The organism is Mesorhizobium sp. CA15 (assembly GCF_020165215.1).
Classification (GTDB): Bacteria; Pseudomonadota; Alphaproteobacteria; order Rhizobiales; family Rhizobiaceae; genus Mesorhizobium.
Window position 1 is genome coordinate 118,937 of sequence record NZ_JAIUHQ010000002.1, and the last position, 16,705, is coordinate 135,641.

At 62.3% G+C, this 16,705-nt stretch carries 16 protein-coding genes; 2 read left to right on the top strand and 14 right to left on the bottom strand.

Features of this window, described 5'->3' with window-relative positions; genetic code table 11:
- Positions 1-426 precede the first annotated feature (426 nt).
- Positions 427-1,896: a calcium-binding protein gene (locus LB515_RS04035; protein ID WP_224706824.1), complete on the top strand. Its 1,470-nt coding sequence runs from the start codon at positions 427-429 to the stop codon at positions 1,894-1,896.
- 134 nt (positions 1,897-2,030) lie between these two features.
- Here LB515_RS04035 and LB515_RS04040 read toward each other — a convergent pair whose 3' ends face one another.
- Positions 2,031-2,390 (bottom strand): hypothetical protein, encoded by a 360-nt coding sequence (locus LB515_RS04040; protein WP_224706825.1) that lies wholly within the window; start codon positions 2,388-2,390, stop codon positions 2,031-2,033.
- Here LB515_RS04040 and LB515_RS04045 point away from each other — a divergent pair.
- Positions 2,389-3,198, top strand: a complete 810-nt coding sequence (locus tag LB515_RS04045) for a hypothetical protein (protein WP_224706826.1) — start codon at positions 2,389-2,391, stop codon at positions 3,196-3,198. The two genes, LB515_RS04040 and LB515_RS04045, sit on opposite strands and share 2 nt — an antisense overlap.
- A gap of 186 nt (positions 3,199-3,384) precedes the next feature.
- Here the strand turns inward: LB515_RS04045 and LB515_RS04050 are convergent, their stop codons facing one another.
- The 13 genes from LB515_RS04050 to LB515_RS04110 form a co-directional block, all read right to left on the bottom strand.
- Positions 3,385-3,756 (bottom strand): hypothetical protein, encoded by a 372-nt coding sequence (locus LB515_RS04050; RefSeq protein ID WP_224625644.1) that lies wholly within the window; start codon positions 3,754-3,756, stop codon positions 3,385-3,387.
- 823 nt (positions 3,757-4,579) lie between these two features.
- Positions 4,580-4,828 (bottom strand): cytochrome C oxidase subunit IV family protein, encoded by a 249-nt coding sequence (locus tag LB515_RS04055; RefSeq protein ID WP_140543006.1) that lies wholly within the window; start codon positions 4,826-4,828, stop codon positions 4,580-4,582.
- Positions 4,825-5,460, bottom strand: coding sequence for a cytochrome c oxidase subunit 3 (locus LB515_RS04060; protein WP_224706827.1), 636 nt, complete (start codon positions 5,458-5,460; stop codon positions 4,825-4,827). The genes LB515_RS04055 and LB515_RS04060 overlap by 4 nt, the downstream gene beginning before the upstream one ends.
- Positions 5,457-7,100 carry a cytochrome c oxidase subunit I gene (gene ctaD, locus LB515_RS04065; protein WP_224706828.1) on the bottom strand — a complete coding sequence of 548 codons (1,644 nt, stop codon included), beginning with the start codon at positions 7,098-7,100 and terminating at the stop codon, positions 5,457-5,459. The genes LB515_RS04060 and ctaD overlap by 4 nt, the downstream gene beginning before the upstream one ends.
- Positions 7,097-8,050, bottom strand: a complete 954-nt coding sequence (coxB, locus tag LB515_RS04070; RefSeq protein ID WP_224706829.1) for a cytochrome c oxidase subunit II — start codon at positions 8,048-8,050, stop codon at positions 7,097-7,099. The genes ctaD and coxB overlap by 4 nt, the downstream gene beginning before the upstream one ends.
- Positions 8,047-8,799: an SCO family protein gene (locus LB515_RS04075; RefSeq protein WP_224706830.1), complete on the bottom strand. Its 753-nt coding sequence runs from the start codon at positions 8,797-8,799 to the stop codon at positions 8,047-8,049. Before LB515_RS04075 ends, coxB begins: the two co-directional genes overlap by 4 nt.
- Positions 8,796-9,239, bottom strand: a complete 444-nt coding sequence (locus LB515_RS04080; RefSeq protein WP_224706831.1) for a hypothetical protein — start codon at positions 9,237-9,239, stop codon at positions 8,796-8,798. Before LB515_RS04080 ends, LB515_RS04075 begins: the two co-directional genes overlap by 4 nt.
- Positions 9,232-10,347: a hypothetical protein gene (locus LB515_RS04085; protein WP_224706832.1), complete on the bottom strand. Its 1,116-nt coding sequence runs from the start codon at positions 10,345-10,347 to the stop codon at positions 9,232-9,234. The genes LB515_RS04080 and LB515_RS04085 overlap by 8 nt, the downstream gene beginning before the upstream one ends.
- Positions 10,344-10,862 (bottom strand): c-type cytochrome, encoded by a 519-nt coding sequence (locus tag LB515_RS04090; protein ID WP_263490187.1) that lies wholly within the window; start codon positions 10,860-10,862, stop codon positions 10,344-10,346. The genes LB515_RS04085 and LB515_RS04090 overlap by 4 nt, the downstream gene beginning before the upstream one ends.
- 20 nt (positions 10,863-10,882) lie before the next feature.
- Positions 10,883-11,410 (bottom strand): DUF3341 domain-containing protein, encoded by a 528-nt coding sequence (locus tag LB515_RS04095; RefSeq protein ID WP_224706834.1) that lies wholly within the window; start codon positions 11,408-11,410, stop codon positions 10,883-10,885.
- Complete coding sequence (gene nrfD / locus LB515_RS04100) at positions 11,407-12,765, bottom strand: NrfD/PsrC family molybdoenzyme membrane anchor subunit (RefSeq protein ID WP_224610007.1); 1,359 nt, start codon at positions 12,763-12,765, stop codon at positions 11,407-11,409. Before nrfD ends, LB515_RS04095 begins: the two co-directional genes overlap by 4 nt.
- A complete protein-coding gene (locus LB515_RS04105) occupies positions 12,758-15,730 on the bottom strand; it encodes a TAT-variant-translocated molybdopterin oxidoreductase (RefSeq protein ID WP_224706835.1) in 2,973 nt (990 codons plus the stop codon). The genes nrfD and LB515_RS04105 overlap by 8 nt, the downstream gene beginning before the upstream one ends.
- Positions 15,714-16,370 (bottom strand): cytochrome c3 family protein, encoded by a 657-nt coding sequence (locus tag LB515_RS04110; protein WP_140839511.1) that lies wholly within the window; start codon positions 16,368-16,370, stop codon positions 15,714-15,716. The genes LB515_RS04105 and LB515_RS04110 overlap by 17 nt, the downstream gene beginning before the upstream one ends.
- Between the last annotated feature and the right edge of the window lie 335 nt (positions 16,371-16,705).

The window sequence follows — 16,705 nt, forward strand, 5'->3', positions numbered from 1 at the left end:
GCGAAGTGTCCTTCGCTCGAAAAAAGGGAGTGCCTCGCACTGGGCACACCCGAGAAAATTTCAAGTTTTCCCAAAAAACCGGGAATTGATCCTGACAACCGTTTCCTTATTGCTGTGTTCTGTGCCCAGCATCAATGATTCTACCGGTATCGGGTTGTTTTGGTTCCAGCAGCGTTTCGGTCGCCGCATCGTCGGTCTTTGTGGCCTGAAGGTTGAGTAACGGAATCGTGTTATCCCCGGCTAATTTGATGCATCATCGAACACCGAAATTCGATGCAAATCACTGTAAGGTTAGGCGTTTTTGGTGCTGGTAAAGTACTCGATCAATCATTCTATCAACATATTTCCGTATTTGATTTGGCGCTAATGTACCCTCTCGGTTAGGCAGGGGGTGGGGCGCTTATCAATCAGAAGAAGGATGTTCGCATGGCTACCATGCATTACGCCTATGGCGCCCCCGCCTCCGGCGCCATAGCTAATGGCTTCAACTTGATCGACCTTCAGTACGCGTCATCGGTCAACGCGCTGCCTGACGGCACCAAGGCTTTGATATATCTCAACGAGAGCAGCGGGGTGACCCAGTCTTTCATAGACAAGGTGACGCCCCTCCTCGGCAATTCCAAGGTTTTTGGCTTTTATCTCACTGACGAGCCTGATCCCACGGGCAAATACCACACACAGGTCAGCGCTGCGAATCTGAAGGCTGAATCCGACTGGATTCACTCTCATTTCCCGGGTGCGAAAACCTTCATTACGCTGATGGATATGGGGTCGTTCACGGCCTCCGATTACACCAACACGTACAATCCCGCCAACACGGGGATCGACTATTACGGGCTCGATCCCTACCCCGTGCGCTCGACCGCGGTCGACTTCAACTACATCGACAGAGCCGTCGCTGCAGCGGAGAAGGCGGGCATTCCGCAGAGTGCGATCATTCCTGTGTTCCAGACGTTTGGCGGCGGCGGGTGGTCGACCAATACGGGCGGGTCTTATGTGATGCCTACCACCGCCCAGGAACAGACCATCATGGACCATTGGGCAAAGCTCGTCCCGTCGCCAGCCTTTGACATGGCCTATAAGTGGTCCTCGCAAAATGGCGAGACCTCGCTTGGCAACACGTCGTCGATGCAGGCGTTTTTCCTGGATCACAACACCCATACCAGCACCAGCACCAACACCAGTACTGGTAGTAGCACTGGCACCAGTAGCGGCACGACAACCCCACCTCCCGTCACGGCCCCGATCGCCGACATAAAAGGCACCAGCGGCAACGACGTTTTACGCCCGGCCGACAACGCCGCACACACGATGGCGGGCTATGGGGGCAATGACGACTTCTATGTCAACAATGCCGCCAGCAAGGTGGTCGAGGCCGCTGGCCAGGGCCAGGACAGGGTGTGGACGTCGGTGAGTTATGCGCTTGCTGCCGGCTCGTCGATTGAGGTCCTCGGTACCCAGAAGGATGCCGGCACGACGGCAATCAATTTGACCGGCAACGAACTGCGTCAGCACATCATCGGAAATGCCGGCGACAACGTCATAAAGAGCGGCGGCGGCGGCGATTGGCTGACCGGCAATGGCGGCCACGACACCTTCGTTTTCAACAGCACCCTCAGCAAGAGCAATGTTGCCACGGTTACCGACTTCAGCCCGTCTGTGGACAAGATCCACTTGGATGACGCTGTCTTCAAAGGGCTCAGCGTTGGGGCGCTCGCAAGCAGTGCTTTCTATACCGGTACCGCCGCTCACGACAGCACCGATCATATCGTCTACAACAGCACGACCGGAGCGCTCTACTTTGACAGTGACGGCGCAGGCGGCGCAGCTCAGATTCAGTTCGCCGCCCTTTCCCCGCATCTTGCGGTTACGGCGAGCTCGTTCGCTGTGGTCTAGGACGGGCATGCTCTGGCGGTCTAGCGCGTACCTGCCATAAGATCGCCGTCGATAGGAGCCTGCAAGCTCCGCAAAGCAGGCATTACCGGCGACAATGTTCGCCGGTAATGCCTACTCCACCGTCACCGACTTCGTCAGATTGCGCGACTGGTCGACGTCGGCGCCCATGAAAACGGCGCTGAAATAGCCAGCATCTGGATCTGCAGCGCATAGATGATTGCATGGATGCCACCATTATACTGGCTTGGCAGCAGCTCCGCCTCGAAGCTGGTCCATCGATCGAACAGATGAAGCCGAATTTTTCCGTACAGCCTAAAAAGGAGACCGGTGCGGGGCGATTTGGTGGATAGTTGGAGCATGCCGACGAGTTCAACGTGCGGGTATGGCGCAGCGGTTGGAGCCGCGCAATCCATCAAGTCGGAACCCGTCGCGCCAACAGCTTGGTCGCCAAAGTTCACACGCATCAGCAATCTGTGCATATCGGCGTTGCTCATGATGCTGATCTGCAGCCAATCGGCGCTGTCTGCGGGCGGCAGCGGCAAGACGCTTCACTACACCTCCGGTGGGCCGGGCGTTGCAATCGCGAGCGCGGGCTTCGACCTCGCCGATGTACAATCCGTAGAGCAACTCAATGCCTTGCCGCCAGGGATGAAGGGGCTGATATGGCTAAATGAATCCAGCGGCGTGACGCCACGCTTCATTGCCAAGGTGAGGCCATTTATCGGCAATCCGCGGCTGTTCGGTTTTCGCCTCTGCGATGAGCCGGACATCACCGGCAAATACCATTCTCCAGCAGTTAGTCCGGCGGCCCTCAAGGCGGAGACCGAGTGGATCAGAGCCAATGTCCCCGGGGCGGTTACATTTGTTACTTTGATGGACATGGGGTCTTTCGAAGCCCCCGCCTTCATGAATACCTTTAATCCCGCCAACACGGGGATTGATCTTTTCGGCCTGGATCCATATCCGGTCCGCGGCAAAGCTTTCGATTTGGACTTCATCGATCGAACGGTCGAGGCAGCCGTTGCCGCTGGCATCCCTCTCGACAGGATTGTGCCTGTATACCAGGCCTTCGGCGGCGGCAATTGGAAGACCCGTACCGGAGCGGCTGCGGACGTCTATGTACTGCCGACACCGGACCAGGCAAAGCAGATCTTCGCGCGCTGGGCCACCTACTCTCCGGCTCCTGTATTCGACTTTGCCTATGCCTGGGGTTCACAAAACGGAGACACCAAGCTAGGCAGCGCCAGCCCTGAGGCGCTCGAACTTCGCTTGGCGTTCAAAGCGCACAACACGGCGCCGTAGCAACTGCCGCGATCATTTCACCGAAGATACCCCAGCTGTTGCAGAACGCAGATCCCCATTGCTGCGCATCAGCCATTCAACAGCTAGGAGCAATTCCAGGAAAAGTGTGAGCGGTTTTCCGTCCGGAATTGCGTAAAAAACAAAGAGATAGGGCGTTTCGCCGTTTCCGTGTAACGGTGAAACGCACTAGCCGAACAGACGATGAACTTGGCCGTTCAGCTGTATGCCGAGTCCTCGGCTGCGAAACTTATGGACGATTGACCTCTTCTCTTGCCAGCGACGCTTCTCAGCTTGGCGCTCATGGAACCAAAGGAGACCGCCAGCAAGAAGACAACATACGCCAATGCCGAATATGAAGAGAGGATCGCCCTGTTCACCGCCACCAAAAAATATCGCCGAGACGATAAACACACCGCCCGCGAGCGCGCCGACCCAGGCTGCTATGCCGCATCTGGAAAGCCCATCGTGCTGGCCGCAAAGAAAGCGGTAGCGCTCAGCAAGGCGCGCTTCGTCTTCGCTCAGATTTAGCGCGCAGTCTCCGTTGGCTTCATGCAGCATATTTCACCCCCTGCTTACTTTGCATACGGGGTATCGGCGACAAATGTTTCATTCAAGCGAGGGACAAGTTGCAATTTTTCGCACCGTTATGATGCCGTCGCGATGCAATGTGCAATAACCGGGTCAGCGGCAATGCTGAGCGTGGCTGGGCCGCTCTACGGAAGCCGCGACAATCCGTATGGCACTTTGCTTGGCCGTGATTCAGGGGCGGTGTTGTTGAGAGCGGTCCTTCATTCGCACGGCGGAGGCTCCATCGAGATTTGTTATAACAACATCAGCCGGCGCCCTGTATCTAGTCCGTGCCCCCGCCGGTCAGGCCCGGCCCGTGGGCTCCCCCGTTCTCGTGCCGGGCCGCTCGCTTATTGAGCAGCGATACGCAACACCGGGCCGATTTCTCAGAGGTCGACCAGGCGCGGCGGTTCAACTAACGCCACTCCAGCGGGCGAGTTGTCGAGCCGCCCTTCGCGGTCCGGCTTGCGATCAGCCAAACGCCGCTGAGTGCTTTTCGAACAACGCCAATTTGTCGGCATACCCGATGCGGTTCGCAGCTCCGCAGCCCTCGCATTTGAAGGTCGAGATCACCTTGAACCACGACCCTTTCCTTTTGAAGGCATGGTTACATTCCAAGCACTTGAATTCCAAGTCGGCATCATTCAGCGCCGCGGACAGGGGCATCGCTCACCTCCAATGACGTGTTCCTCATTCGCAATCATGCTGCCCGAAGACTATGAGCAAGATCACATGTTGATGCTGGGCCTGTTGCGGCTTGATGACAGGACCTCAGTCCCAATCGGCGTGCCCGCTCGCGATTGACGCCGCTCTCCTATCGCCCGATCAGCGTCAGCCCGAAAAGAATGGCGAGCCAAAGGCCGGTTGCCGCGACGGCGAGCCGCGGCAAGGTGCCTGTCAGATGCATGAACAGCAGGGCGATCAGGACCGCCTTGGCGGCCGCGATCGCCAGGTTGAGGGCGACATTGAAGCCGCCTAGATCGAGGAAGGAGGAAGCCACCGTCAGCGCCAGCAGCGCAAGCAGCCCGAGATAGCCGAAGGTGAGTTTGCGCAGTTCGCTCATCGGTTGATCAGGTAAAGGACGGGGAACATGAACACCCAGATGACGTCGACGAAGTGCCAATAGAGGCCGACGGCAAACACCCGGCGCAGGCGGTTGGCAGGGCTGGAGGGCCGCCAGAATGCGATCATGCCGGCGATGACGACGATGCCGCCGATCAGGTGCAGCGCATGCAGCGAGGTCATCGCGAAATAGAGGCCGAAGAAAAGCTGGGCGTGCACGGGATCTGGTCCTGCATAGCGGAACGGCAGGTCCAGGACCGGTGCCAGTCCTTCGCTGATCTCCTTGCCGTATTCGATCCCCTTCACGATCAGGAAGGATACGCCCAGCGCCGCAGTCGCGACCATCGCCCAAATTGTCGGGCGCCAACGTCTATGAAGCGCAAGCATATGCGCCAGCGCCATGGTGAAGCTGCTGGTGATCAGCACGGCCGTGTTGAAGGTGCCGAGCGGCAGCGAAAGATGCTTGGAAGCCGCCGCGAAGGCCGGGCCGAAATCGATATGCGCGATGAGGAAGACCAGGAAAATCGCGCCGAACAGCATCGCCTCGGAGCCGATGAACACCCACATCGCAAACGTGTTGGCGCGCCTTTCGCGCTGGGGCGTGTCGAAAGCGACGCTTTCGGTGCCGCTCATCGCGCCGCTTCCTCCCGGTGCGGGCTGAAGCGCTCGTGCTCGAGCCCCTTCATGTCGTAGGCATAGGCGGGTCGCGTCACGACCGGCATGGTCTCGAAATTATGTGGTGGCGGCGGCGAACTCGTCTGCCATTCGAGCCCCGTGGCGTTCCACGGATTGTCGGGCGCGCGGGCGCCGCGAAACAGCGACCAGCCGAGGTAGAACAAGGGCATCAGATAGCCGATCGCCAGCACCACCGCGCCGCCCGAGGACAGGACGTTCCAGAACTGGAACTCAGGCGGATAGGTATGATAGCGCCGCGGCATGCCGTCGAAGCCCAGCACATATTGCGGGAAGAAGGTCAGATTGAAGCCGACGAAAGTGACGGTCGCCGCTATACGCCCCGCGGTTTCCGAATACGTGCGGCCGGTCAATTTCGGCCACCAGAAATGCAGGCCCGCCATGTAGGCCGTCACCATGCCGCCGACCATGATGTAGTGGAAATGCGCGATGACGAAGTAGGTGTCGTGGACATGCACGTCGACCGCCAACGCCGCAAGGAACAGCCCCGCCAGCCCGCCGAAGGTGAACAGCGCCAGGAAGAACAGCGCGTAAAGCATCGGTGTCTCGAAGCTGATCTCGCCCTTGCGCAGCGTCAGGCTCCAGTTGAAAACCTTGATCGCCGACGGGATCGCGACGCAGAAGGACAGGAGCGAGAACACCACGCCGGCATAGGCCGACTGTCCGCTGACGAACATGTGGTGGCCCCAGACCAGGAAGCCGAAGACGGCGATCGCCATCGACGACATCGCCACCGCCTTGTAGCCGAACAGCGGCCGGCGGCTGAAGCAGGGCAGCACCTCCGACACCACACCCATGCCGGGCAGGATCATGATGTAGACGGCCGGGTGCGAGTAGAACCAGAAGAGATGCTGGAAGAGCAGCGGATCGCCGCCGAGATCGGGATTGAAGATGCCGATGCCGAACACGCGCTCCAGCACGATCAGGATCAGCGATGCGGCGAGCACCGGCGTTGCCAGCACCATCACCAGGCTGGTGGCGTAGAGCGTCCAGACGAAAATCGGCAGTCGGAACCAGGTGAGCCCCGGCGCGCGTAGCGTGTGAACCGTGACGATGAAATTGATGCCGGTCATGATCGTCGAGAAGCCGACAATGAAGACGCCGAAGGCCGCGGTCGAGACGAAGCCGTTGGCATAAAGCGTCGACAGCGGCGTGTAGAAGGTCCAGCCGGTATCGACGCCGCCGGCCACCACCGCGAACAGCGCGAACAGGCTGCCGAAGATGAAGACGTACCAGCTGGCGAGGTTGAGCCGCGGGAAAGCGAGATCGCGCGCGCCGATCATCAGCGGCAAAAGGAAATTGCCCATGGTCGCCGGGATCGACGGCACCAGGAAGAACCAGACCATGATGATGCCGTGCAGCGAGAACAGCCGGTTGTAGACATCGTCGGAGACGAGGTCGCCTGCCGGTGTCGCCAGCTCGATCCGCATCAGCACCGCCATCGCGCCGCCGAGGAAGAAGAAGGCCGTCAGCGAGACGAGATAGAGCCATGCGACGCGCTTATGGTCGGTGGTGAGAAGCCATGCCCGCAGGCCGCTGCCTTCGCCGAGATATGTACCCTGCATCGCCGCGTTGGTCATGGCTTGGCTCCAGCCGTTGGCTGAGGCGAAAGTGACTTCAGATAGGCGAGCAGCATCTGCAGCTCGCCTTCATCGATCAGGCCATCGAAGCTCGGCATGACCGGCTCGTAGCTTGCGGCGATCTCCTTCTTCGGGTTGAGGATGGAGTCGCGCAAATAGCGCTCGTCGGCGATCACCGTCTGCTGATTGTCGAGCGCCACCGGCCGGCCGAAGATGCCGTCAAGCGAGGGCGCCCTCGCCTTGCTGCTCGCGCCATGGCATCCGGAGCAGCCCAGCGCGCGAAACAGTTTCTCGCCGCTTGCGGCAAGCGTCTCGCCTTCGCCCTGGCTGTTCAGCCACGCGGCATATTGCTCGGGCGCCATCACGGTCACCCAGCCGCCCATTTCGGAATGCTGGGTGCCGCAATATTGGGCGCAGAACAGGTGGTAGCGGCCGGGCTCGGTGGCAATGAACCAGATATGCGTCGTGCGTCCAGGCACCGCGTCCTGCTTGATGCGAAACGCCGGCACGTAGAAGGAGTGGATGACGTCCTGCGAGGCGAGCGACACGACGACCGGTTTGCCGACCGGAACGTGCAGCTCGTTGATCTCGCGCTGGCCGCCGGGTTGCCTGAACTCCCACATCCATTGTTTGCCCAGCCCGGTGATCTCGAGCGCGTCCGCCGGCGGATGATCGCGGCGAACGAAAAGCACTGCGCCCCAGCCGAAGAAGATGAAGGCAATGATCAAGCTGGCGATGGTCCAACTTGTTTCCAGCCACAGGGTACGGGAACGCTGTCCCGTGCGATCCGCCGGCGACCCGACGCGGTATTTCACCGCGTAGCCGACGACCAGCCCGGTGAGCGCCAGCCCGAGCACGGCTGAGAAAACGAGCAGCGTGTAAAACAGCGCATCGACATGGCCGGCTTCCGACGAGGCTTCCTGTGGGAAGAAGGGAACGCCGAAGCTCACCTTGCCCTCCCCCGCATTTGCCAGAGCACCGTTGCTCCCAGGCCGAGCACCGTTGCCAGGCTGGCCACTTTCAGCGCCGCCCAGACTACGGGAGTATACTGGCCTTTCGAACTGTCGAACCCCGCGCAGAACAGGAAGACATGATCGGCAATCGACCCGAGCTTGTTGGCTGATGCTTCGACCAGCGCGAGCTGGAGATCGCGCGGCGTGAAGGTCAAGGCCGGCAATACCTGCGAAATTCGGCCGGAAGGCGTCAGCGCAATGACCGCGATCGGATGAACGAACTGATCGATACCCTTACGTCGGTCGAAAGTGATGCCGGCCTCGTTGGCCAGCGCTGCACCGGCGCCATCACTGCTTGTCAGGAACCGCCAGGCGGACAGTCCCGTCGGACCGGCGGCGGACGCGATTTCGGCTTGCGCCTCTGCGGCATCGGCGGAGGTCTCTTCGGGGTCGATCGAGATGAACAGCGCGCGATAATCCGCAGGGCGAAGCGATGTCTTCTTCAGATCGGATGCGACGGCCTGCTGGGTGACGCCACAAAGGTTCGGGCATTTATCGTAGCCGAAGATGACAAGCGCCGGACGTCCGCCAAGCGTCTCGCCAAGCGTCAGCTTCCGGTCGCTTGCGTCGACCAATTCTCGCTCAAGGCTGAGCTGCGCGCCGAGCTTCGGATCGAATGTCGGCCGCTCGGCGGCAAGGGCCGTGCCGGCAACGAACAGACAAAGCGCGGCCAACAAGCTTCTCATCGCCCTGCCCCACGCTGCTGTTGGCAATTCTGGGCCTGCGGCGCACGGGGAACCGCCGCCGTGAGCAGGGCGCAATCAGGCTCCGTGGCCGCTGCCGTCGGTCGCGACCAATCCGGCAGGCCGTGGCTGACCACCGCCCACATGGCGTCGTCGATCGGGATGCGGGCGATGCCGGCGTTGCGATCGACCCAGCCAAGCGTCTTGAGCTGGCGATCCTCCTCGGCGCGGAGTGCGGTCAGATCCTGCTGCGGCGTGGTCTGGAGATCCGGGTTCTCGGGATTGGTATTGGCTCGCAGCGGCAACCAGGTCGGTGCGGTGTTGAAGATGAGCTTCACGCCGATCGCAGCTAAAGCGATGAACAGCAGCAGCCCGCCGCCGAAGGCGAGCAGCACACGCGGCTGGACATCGCGCGTCTCGGGGTGACGGCGCGCCTTAGCCATGGGCGACCTCCCGTTTCCACCAGACGATCTTGTCCGGTCGTCGGAGCAGGAAAAGGAATAGCGCGAGCCACAGCCCGCCCAATCCCATCCAGGCGGCCGCATCGTGCCACAATGCCGGGACTCCGCCGGAAAGGAGTGGCGGGCGTATACGCCAGAACACATCGGCGAAATGGCCTGCCAAGGCAGTTCCGGCGAGCCAGACGAGGCCGGCATGGCTGCGTTTCAGGTTCCGGCTGAGCAGGCCTGCGAAAGCCGAGACATGCAAGGCAATCAGCAGCCAAAGAAGATATAGCCAGCCGCCCGTGGAGCGCATGCCGTACCAGCGGATCTCATCGGGCAGATCGCCGCCCCAGACCACCAGCCATTGCATGAAAGTGAGATAGATCCAGGTCAGCACGAAGCCGAGCAGCATGTTGGCAATATCTTCGCTGAGCGCGACATCCTCCTCGCCGCCGGGCATGACTTCCACTGCCCGCCTTGCCGCCAGCACCAAGATCGCCAGGGCGAATGCCCCGACCACCTCGGCCGAGGCTTCGCAAAGCCCATAGATGGTCGAGGTGAATTCCGGCTCGAGCGACAGCATCCAGTCGATGGCAAAAACGCTGACGGCAAGCGCGTGGAGAACGAGGCCAAGGGCGAATTTCTTGCCGTTGTGTTCATTTGAATTGACCGGGGCCTCGGTCGTGCCGAGCACTATCCAGGTAAGGACGAGCCAGATCGCCGCGCAAACCGCAAAGCGCAGCAGGAAGAACGGCAGGTTGAGATAGACAAGCTTTTCACGGACGGTCTCCGGCAGTTTGGCCGGGTCGGCGCCGGCCCACGGAAAGACGAGGTCGAGGCTTATCAGGACGGGCACGAGGGAAACCAACGCCAGCGGCAGCAGGGCCGTTATGGTGCGGAGCGGCTGGCGGACCGCTTCTCCCCAGCGCCCGCCGGTCAGCCCGTGCACCATCAATATGGTCAGCGCGCCGAGCGGCAGGCTGAGCGCGAAGAGAATTGCGGGGAGCCAGGCGCTCAGCATCGCCTTGGCGTCGAGCGATACGCCCAGACCGCAGACGACAAGTCCTACGGCGCCCGCCGACAGAAAGCCTTGCTCGAGGCGGCTCATGGCGAGGCCTCCGCTTCGAGCCGCGCGCGCATGCTTTGCGGAAGTTCGGCGACCGGAGCGTCGCGCGAATATTGCAGCGCGCGGATATAGGCGATGATCGCCCAGCGGTCCTGCGGCGGCACCCTGGCTGCATAAGAATACATGGCGCCATAGCCGTTGGTGATGACGTCGTAGAAGTGCCGGTCCGAGGCCTTGCGCAGGGCTTCCTGGTGGTAGCTCGGCGGCGCCGGAAAGCCGCGCTGGACGATTATGCCGTGACCATCGCCGGTGCGGCCGTGACAGGGCGAGCAGAAGATGTCGAAACGCTGCTGCCCGCGCTGCAGCAGCTCGATCGTGATCGGATAGGGGATTTTGTCCGGGACCGGCGTCAGATCGGCGTCGCGCGCGACGGTGCCAGTCACCGGTGTCCGCGCCGACATGCCGTCGGGGAACTGGTTGCTGGCCTCCAGCGGATCGTAGCGCGGCTGGTCCTCCATATCCTGCCGGCAGCCGGCGACGCCCAGCGCACCCAACATTAGGGTGAGGCCGAGGCGGTTCACGCCTCGACCTCCTCGACCATCTCGGCGCCGAGCCGTGTCAGCTGGCCCCTGGTCACGCCCTTGCGGTATTTGGGATCGGCCGTTTCGATCAGCAGATAGAACTTGCCGCCGCGCGCGTAGCTGAAGCTCTCGGCGTTGAAGACCGGATGATGATAGCGTGGCAGCCCATTGGCCGCGAGCACGCCCAGGAAGCCCGCGAAGGCGGCGCCGAGAATGCCGGCCTCGAACGCGACGATGACGAAAGGCGGCCAGGAATGCAGCGGCCGGCCGCCGACATTGATGGGATAGTCGACTTCGACAGAGTACCAGATCAGCGCATAAACGAGAGCCGCGCCGGCAATGCCGCCGGCGAGCACGGCCCAGGGCAGGCGCGTCTTCGGTATCTCCAATATCCCTTCCAGGTCCTTCATCGGAAACGGCGAGAACGCATCCATGCGCCGATAGCCGCGCTCGCGCATGCCGCGCGCCGCCGCGATGAGCGCTTCGGGACCGGCAAACACCGCCATGAGGCCGTAGAGGCTCATCGGATCTTGCCCTCCTCTTCGGCCAGTTCCTCGACCTCGAAGATGGTGATCGCCGGCAGGATGCGGATGAACAGGAAGACGAGCGCGAAGAAGGTGCCGATCGAACCGAACAGGATGCCGAAATCGAGCCAGGCCAGCGACTGCTCGCCCCAGGCAGAAGGCAGGTAGTCGCGGCTCGGCCCCGTCACGACGATGATGTAGCGCTCGATCCACATGCCGACATTGATGGCGACGGCGATCGCGAACAGCAGCGGCATGTTGCGGCGGATGCGTCTGAACCACAGCAATTGCAGCACGCCGCAGTTCAGGCTCAGCATAATCCAGAACAGCGGCGCATAGGGACCCAGCGCGCGCTGCGCCATCATGGTGCGTTCGTAAGGCTCGCCCGAATACCAGGCGAAGAATGCTTCCGAGAGATAGCCATAGGCGACGACCATGCCCGCGGCGATCATCAGCTTGGCGGCATTGTCCATGTGCCTGAGCGTGATCAGGTCCTTGACCGAGAAGGCCCACCGCAAGGGGATGGCAATGGTGAGCACCATGGCGAAGCCGGAGAGCAGCGCGCCGGCGACGAAATAGGGCGGGAAGATCGTCGAGTGATAGCCCGGCGTGATCGCGAAGGTGAAGTCGAGCGAAACGATCGAATGAACCGAAACGACCAGCGGCGTGGCGAGCGCCGCGAGCAGGAAATAGACGACCTGGTAGCGCGCCCAATGATAGGCAGAGCCGCGCCAGCCGAGCGCCAATATGCCGTAGAAGAGCTGCGCCGGTCTCGACCTGGCACGGTCGCGCAGCACTGCAAGGTCCGGCAGCAGCCCCATATACCAGAACAGCAGCGAGACGGTCGCGTAGGTGGCGATTGCCGCGAAGTCCCAGACCAGCGGGCTTCGCCATTGCGGCCAGTGCATATGCACATTGGGCAGCGGCAGCAGCCAGTAGAAGAACCACGGTCGCCCAAGATGCAGGATGGGAAACAGGCCGGCCATGGCGACGGCAAACAGCGTCATGGCCTCGGCGAAGCGGTTGATCGAGGCGCGCCAGGGTTGGCGCAGCAGCAACAGCACCGCCGAGATCAGCGTGCCGGCATGACCGATGCCGATCCACCAGACGAAATTGGAGATCATCGTGCCCCAGACCACCGGCATGTTGATACCGAGGCCGCCGACGCCGACCGCGATGAGATAGGTGATCGAATAGAGCAGCAGCAAAACCAGCAGGAAGCAGAGCAGGAACGCTGTCCAGAAATGGCGCGGCAGGCGGCCGTTGAGCACAATGGAGCCGATGCGGCCGCTGATCTCGGGAAAATCGTGACGGCCGCGCAGGACAGCCGGGCTGTTCGCGCTCGCTTCAGCCATCGGTCGCCTCGCCCGGCTTGGCAAGCTTGCCGTTCGGATTGGAGATCTTGCCGAGATAGGTGGTGCGCGGCCGTGTGTTCAGTTCCTCCAGCAGCGCGTAATTCTGCGGCGCGCTTTTCTCGCGAACGACCTTTGTATCTTTCTTGTTGCGGTCGCCGAAGGTGATGGCCTGGGTCGGGCAGGCCTGCTGACAGGCGGTGACCACTTCGCCATCGGCGATGTCGCGGTTCTCGATCTGCGCCTGGATGCGCTTGGCGCTGATGCGCTGGACGCAATAGGTGCATTTCTCCATCACCCCGCGCGAGCGCACGCTGACATTGGGGTTATGGACGCCCTGCTCCGGACCTGCCACGTCCTTGTCGAAGGATTGATGGTCGAGGAAGTTGAAGCGCCGCACTTTGTAGGGGCAATTCTGCGAGCAATAGCGCGTGCCGATGCAGCGGTTATAGACCTGCGCATTCAATCCATCATGCGTGTGCACGGTGGCGTTGACTGGGCACACCACCTCGCACGGCGCCTTCTCGCAATGCATGCAGGGCACCGGCTGGAAGAACGTCTCAGGCGCATCGACCGGTCCGGCATAGTAGCGGTCGACCCGCAGCCAATGCATCTCGTGGCCGCGTTCGCATTCCTCCGGCCCGACCGGCGCGATGTTATTCTCCGCCTGGCAGGCCGAGACGCAGGCCATGCAGCCGATGCAGGCCGAGAGGTCGATAGCCATCGCCCAGGCTTCCTGGTCGTAAGGCCAGTCGGGATAGAGCGATTCCGATGGCGCCGGCGGCGCATTCTTGCGCACGAAATCCGGATTCCGCCGGAATGCATCGAGAGACGCGTAGCGCACGATGGCGCGGCCTTCCATCGCCTGGTGATGCTGCGTGGTGATGACCCGCACGCTGTTCCCGCGCGGCGCGATGGCCGCGCCGGCCGCGAACCATTCCGAACCACGGCGCAAGTGGAAGGCGTCGTAGCCTTGCGATAGCGCAGCAACGGAACCGACCTTTCGCCCGAAGCCGAAGGACAGCGTTATCGTCTCGTCCGGGTGGCCGGGCACGATCCAGGCAGGTGCATCGACATTCGCCCCATTGGAGGCGATATTGACGACCTCGCCATTTCCGATCTTCAGCCGCTCGGCGGTGGCGGGCGAGACGAGCGCAGCGTTGCCCCACACAATCTTCGTCAAGGGTCGCGGCAGTTCCTGCAGCCATGAGGCGTTGGCAAAGCGGCCGTCGCGCAACCAGGGATCCGCGACGAAGCGGACATCGATGCCGCTGCCTGCCTTTGCTGCCGGCTTCAGTCCCGCCAGGTCCGGCGACACTGTGACGGATACCGGCTTGGCAGCGCTGTCCGCCATGACGCCGTCGCGCAGAGCCTTTCTCCAGGCATCATCATCGAGTTGCGTCCAATGCTGCCGCATAAGCGAAAGCGGATCGGCCTCGAACCCGCCGCCAAGCACGGCAAGAAGCTGATGCGCGGTCTTGCCGTCGTAAAGCGGCGTGATCAGCGGCTGCACCAGGGAGGTGCTGCCGTCATAGGCGCGGATGTCGCTCCAGCTTTCGAGCTCGTGCGCCGCGGGCACATGCCAGTGCGCCAGGAACGCCGTCTCGTCGCGGTAGAGGCCGTGATGGACCAGCAGATTCAGTCCCGAAAAAGCCTTGCGCATATCGAGGTTTGCCGGGCCGGTGTGCAGCGGGTTTGCACCCAGCGCCACGACGGTGTCCACAGCCCCATCGCCGATTGCCTCGCGCAGCGCTCCGAGATCGCCGTCGCCCGACAGCGAATCCGGCGGCTCGATCAGCTCGACCGTGTTGCCAAGCGCGCCAAGCTTCGCATTGGCGGCAAGCGCGACCGCATGAACGAAGGCGCTGTGCTGCGCTCCGGCAATGACCAGCGCATTGCGGCCTGCCGCTTTCAGGTCGTCGACCAGCGCCGCCATCCACGCCGGGTCGACCGGCGGGCCGGAAGCTCCGGTTTGGCCGGTCAACGCCGCGTTCAATCCGGCAGCCACGGCTTCGACGTCGCTTGGCTTGATCGCAAGCCGGTGATCGGCGGCGGCTCCGGTGATTGTCGGCGTCGACTCCACCGCATAAAGCCGGCTCATCCGGTCGGACGGATCGCGTACACGTCGCCGCGCAGCAAAGTCGCGCGCATAAGCGAGCCGCCCAGGCCCTTCGCCGAGGAAATCGGCGTCGAGGCTGACGATCGTTTCGGCACGATCAAAGCGATAGACCGGCGTCAGCGCCGACCCGAACAGGGTTCGCGACGCCTCCATCGCGGCCGGCATCGCCAAGGGATCATGGCGATAGAGTTTCAACCTCGGATAGCGTGTCCGCAGCGCATCCAGCTGCGCCGCGAGCGTCGGCGAGGTGGTCGCTTCAACCAGCAAGGCCCCGCCCTGCCCTTGCGATGCCGTCCATCGCGAAACGAGCCCCGCCATTGTCTTCAGGAAATCGCCGTACGATGCCGGCTGGCCATCCTTGAGCGGCGTGCGTGAACGGTCCGGGTCGAACAGCGTCAGCACGGCTGCCTGCATCACCGCGTCGGTGGCGCCGCGCGAGGCCGGATGGTCGGGATTGCCTTCGATCTTGGTCGGCCGCCCTTCATGGCTTTCGACGATGGCGCCGATACCGAAGCCGTCACTCGACAGCGTCGTCGCATAGTAGACAGGCTTGCCGGGGACCAGGATTTCCGGCTGGCGCACATAGGGCACGATGTTTTCCGCCCTGCTGCAGGCGGCCAGCCCGGCAAGCGACAGCGAGGCGCCCATCAGCTTCAGCAGCGTGCGCCGGTTCGGCTTTGCCGGCAGGCGTTCCGCGATTGCCGGGAACTCGGCCTCGACGAAGCGGCGGAAATCGGCAGCGCCGGCGATCTCGTCGAGGCTGCGCCACATTTTACCGCCATGCGCCAGCCGCTTGCGCAGAGCCTCAATGTCGATGGCGGAACCAGGCCTGTCAGCGATGGCAGACATAGCAATCCGTCATCGTCTCGGGATGGATGTCGAGCACGCCGATCAGCTGCCGCCTGATCTCAGCGATGTCGGCGGGCGGCTGCCAGTGCATCAGGAACACGTCCTGCAGGGGACGTAAATTCGGCTCCGGGTTGCGATGACAGCCGAGGCACCACTCCATGCTCAGTGTGCGCGCCCGCATTGTCAGCGGCATCTGGTCGACCTCGCCATGGCAGGTCTCGCAGGCGACGCCTTTGTTGATGTGGATCGCATGATTGAAGAAGACAAAATCCGGGACGCCGTTGACGCGCTGCCATTCGATCGGCTTGCCGCCGGCCAGGCTTGCACGCACCGGCGCCAGCATGCCGGCATTGGTGAAAAGCTGCGAATGGCAGGTCATGCAGACCTCGGTCGCCGGCAAACCCGCCGACGACGAGGTCTCGACGCCATTGTGACAATAACGGCAGTCGATGCCGAGCTGGCCGACATGGTGCTTGTGACTGAACGGCACCGGCTGGGCCAATGGCTCACCTACTCCCGTTACCAGGTCCGAACGGGGAAGGATTGTCCCGACCGCCGCGGCGATCAGCAAAACGGCAAAACTTCCCCAGATGACAAAGCGCGCAACGCCATTGGCGTTTTTCGAGAAGATTTGCGGCATCCCCTCGCCGATTCTGCTGAAGGCAAACCCAGAGTTGACGCCCCCTAACGGTGCTTTCGCCGCCAAGGTTCCGCGCCCGCGTCGGAATCACAGAATGGTGACTGCAACCGGGAACAGGTCGCGGATTTAATCCGCAACCACCGCCGCTCCCATGCGTTCGGCGTTTGGCGGCCGCCACTTCACGGAAACCAAGGTCGGCACGAAGTCATCGCCCACGCTTTGCCGACCGGGTGACAGAGATCGGCCACCCGGGCTAAAGACTTCAGCGCTTCAGGTCGTTGCGACGCCGCCCCGTCGGCTGTGACGGACCGCCCTTCCGCTCCGCCGGCCGCCGG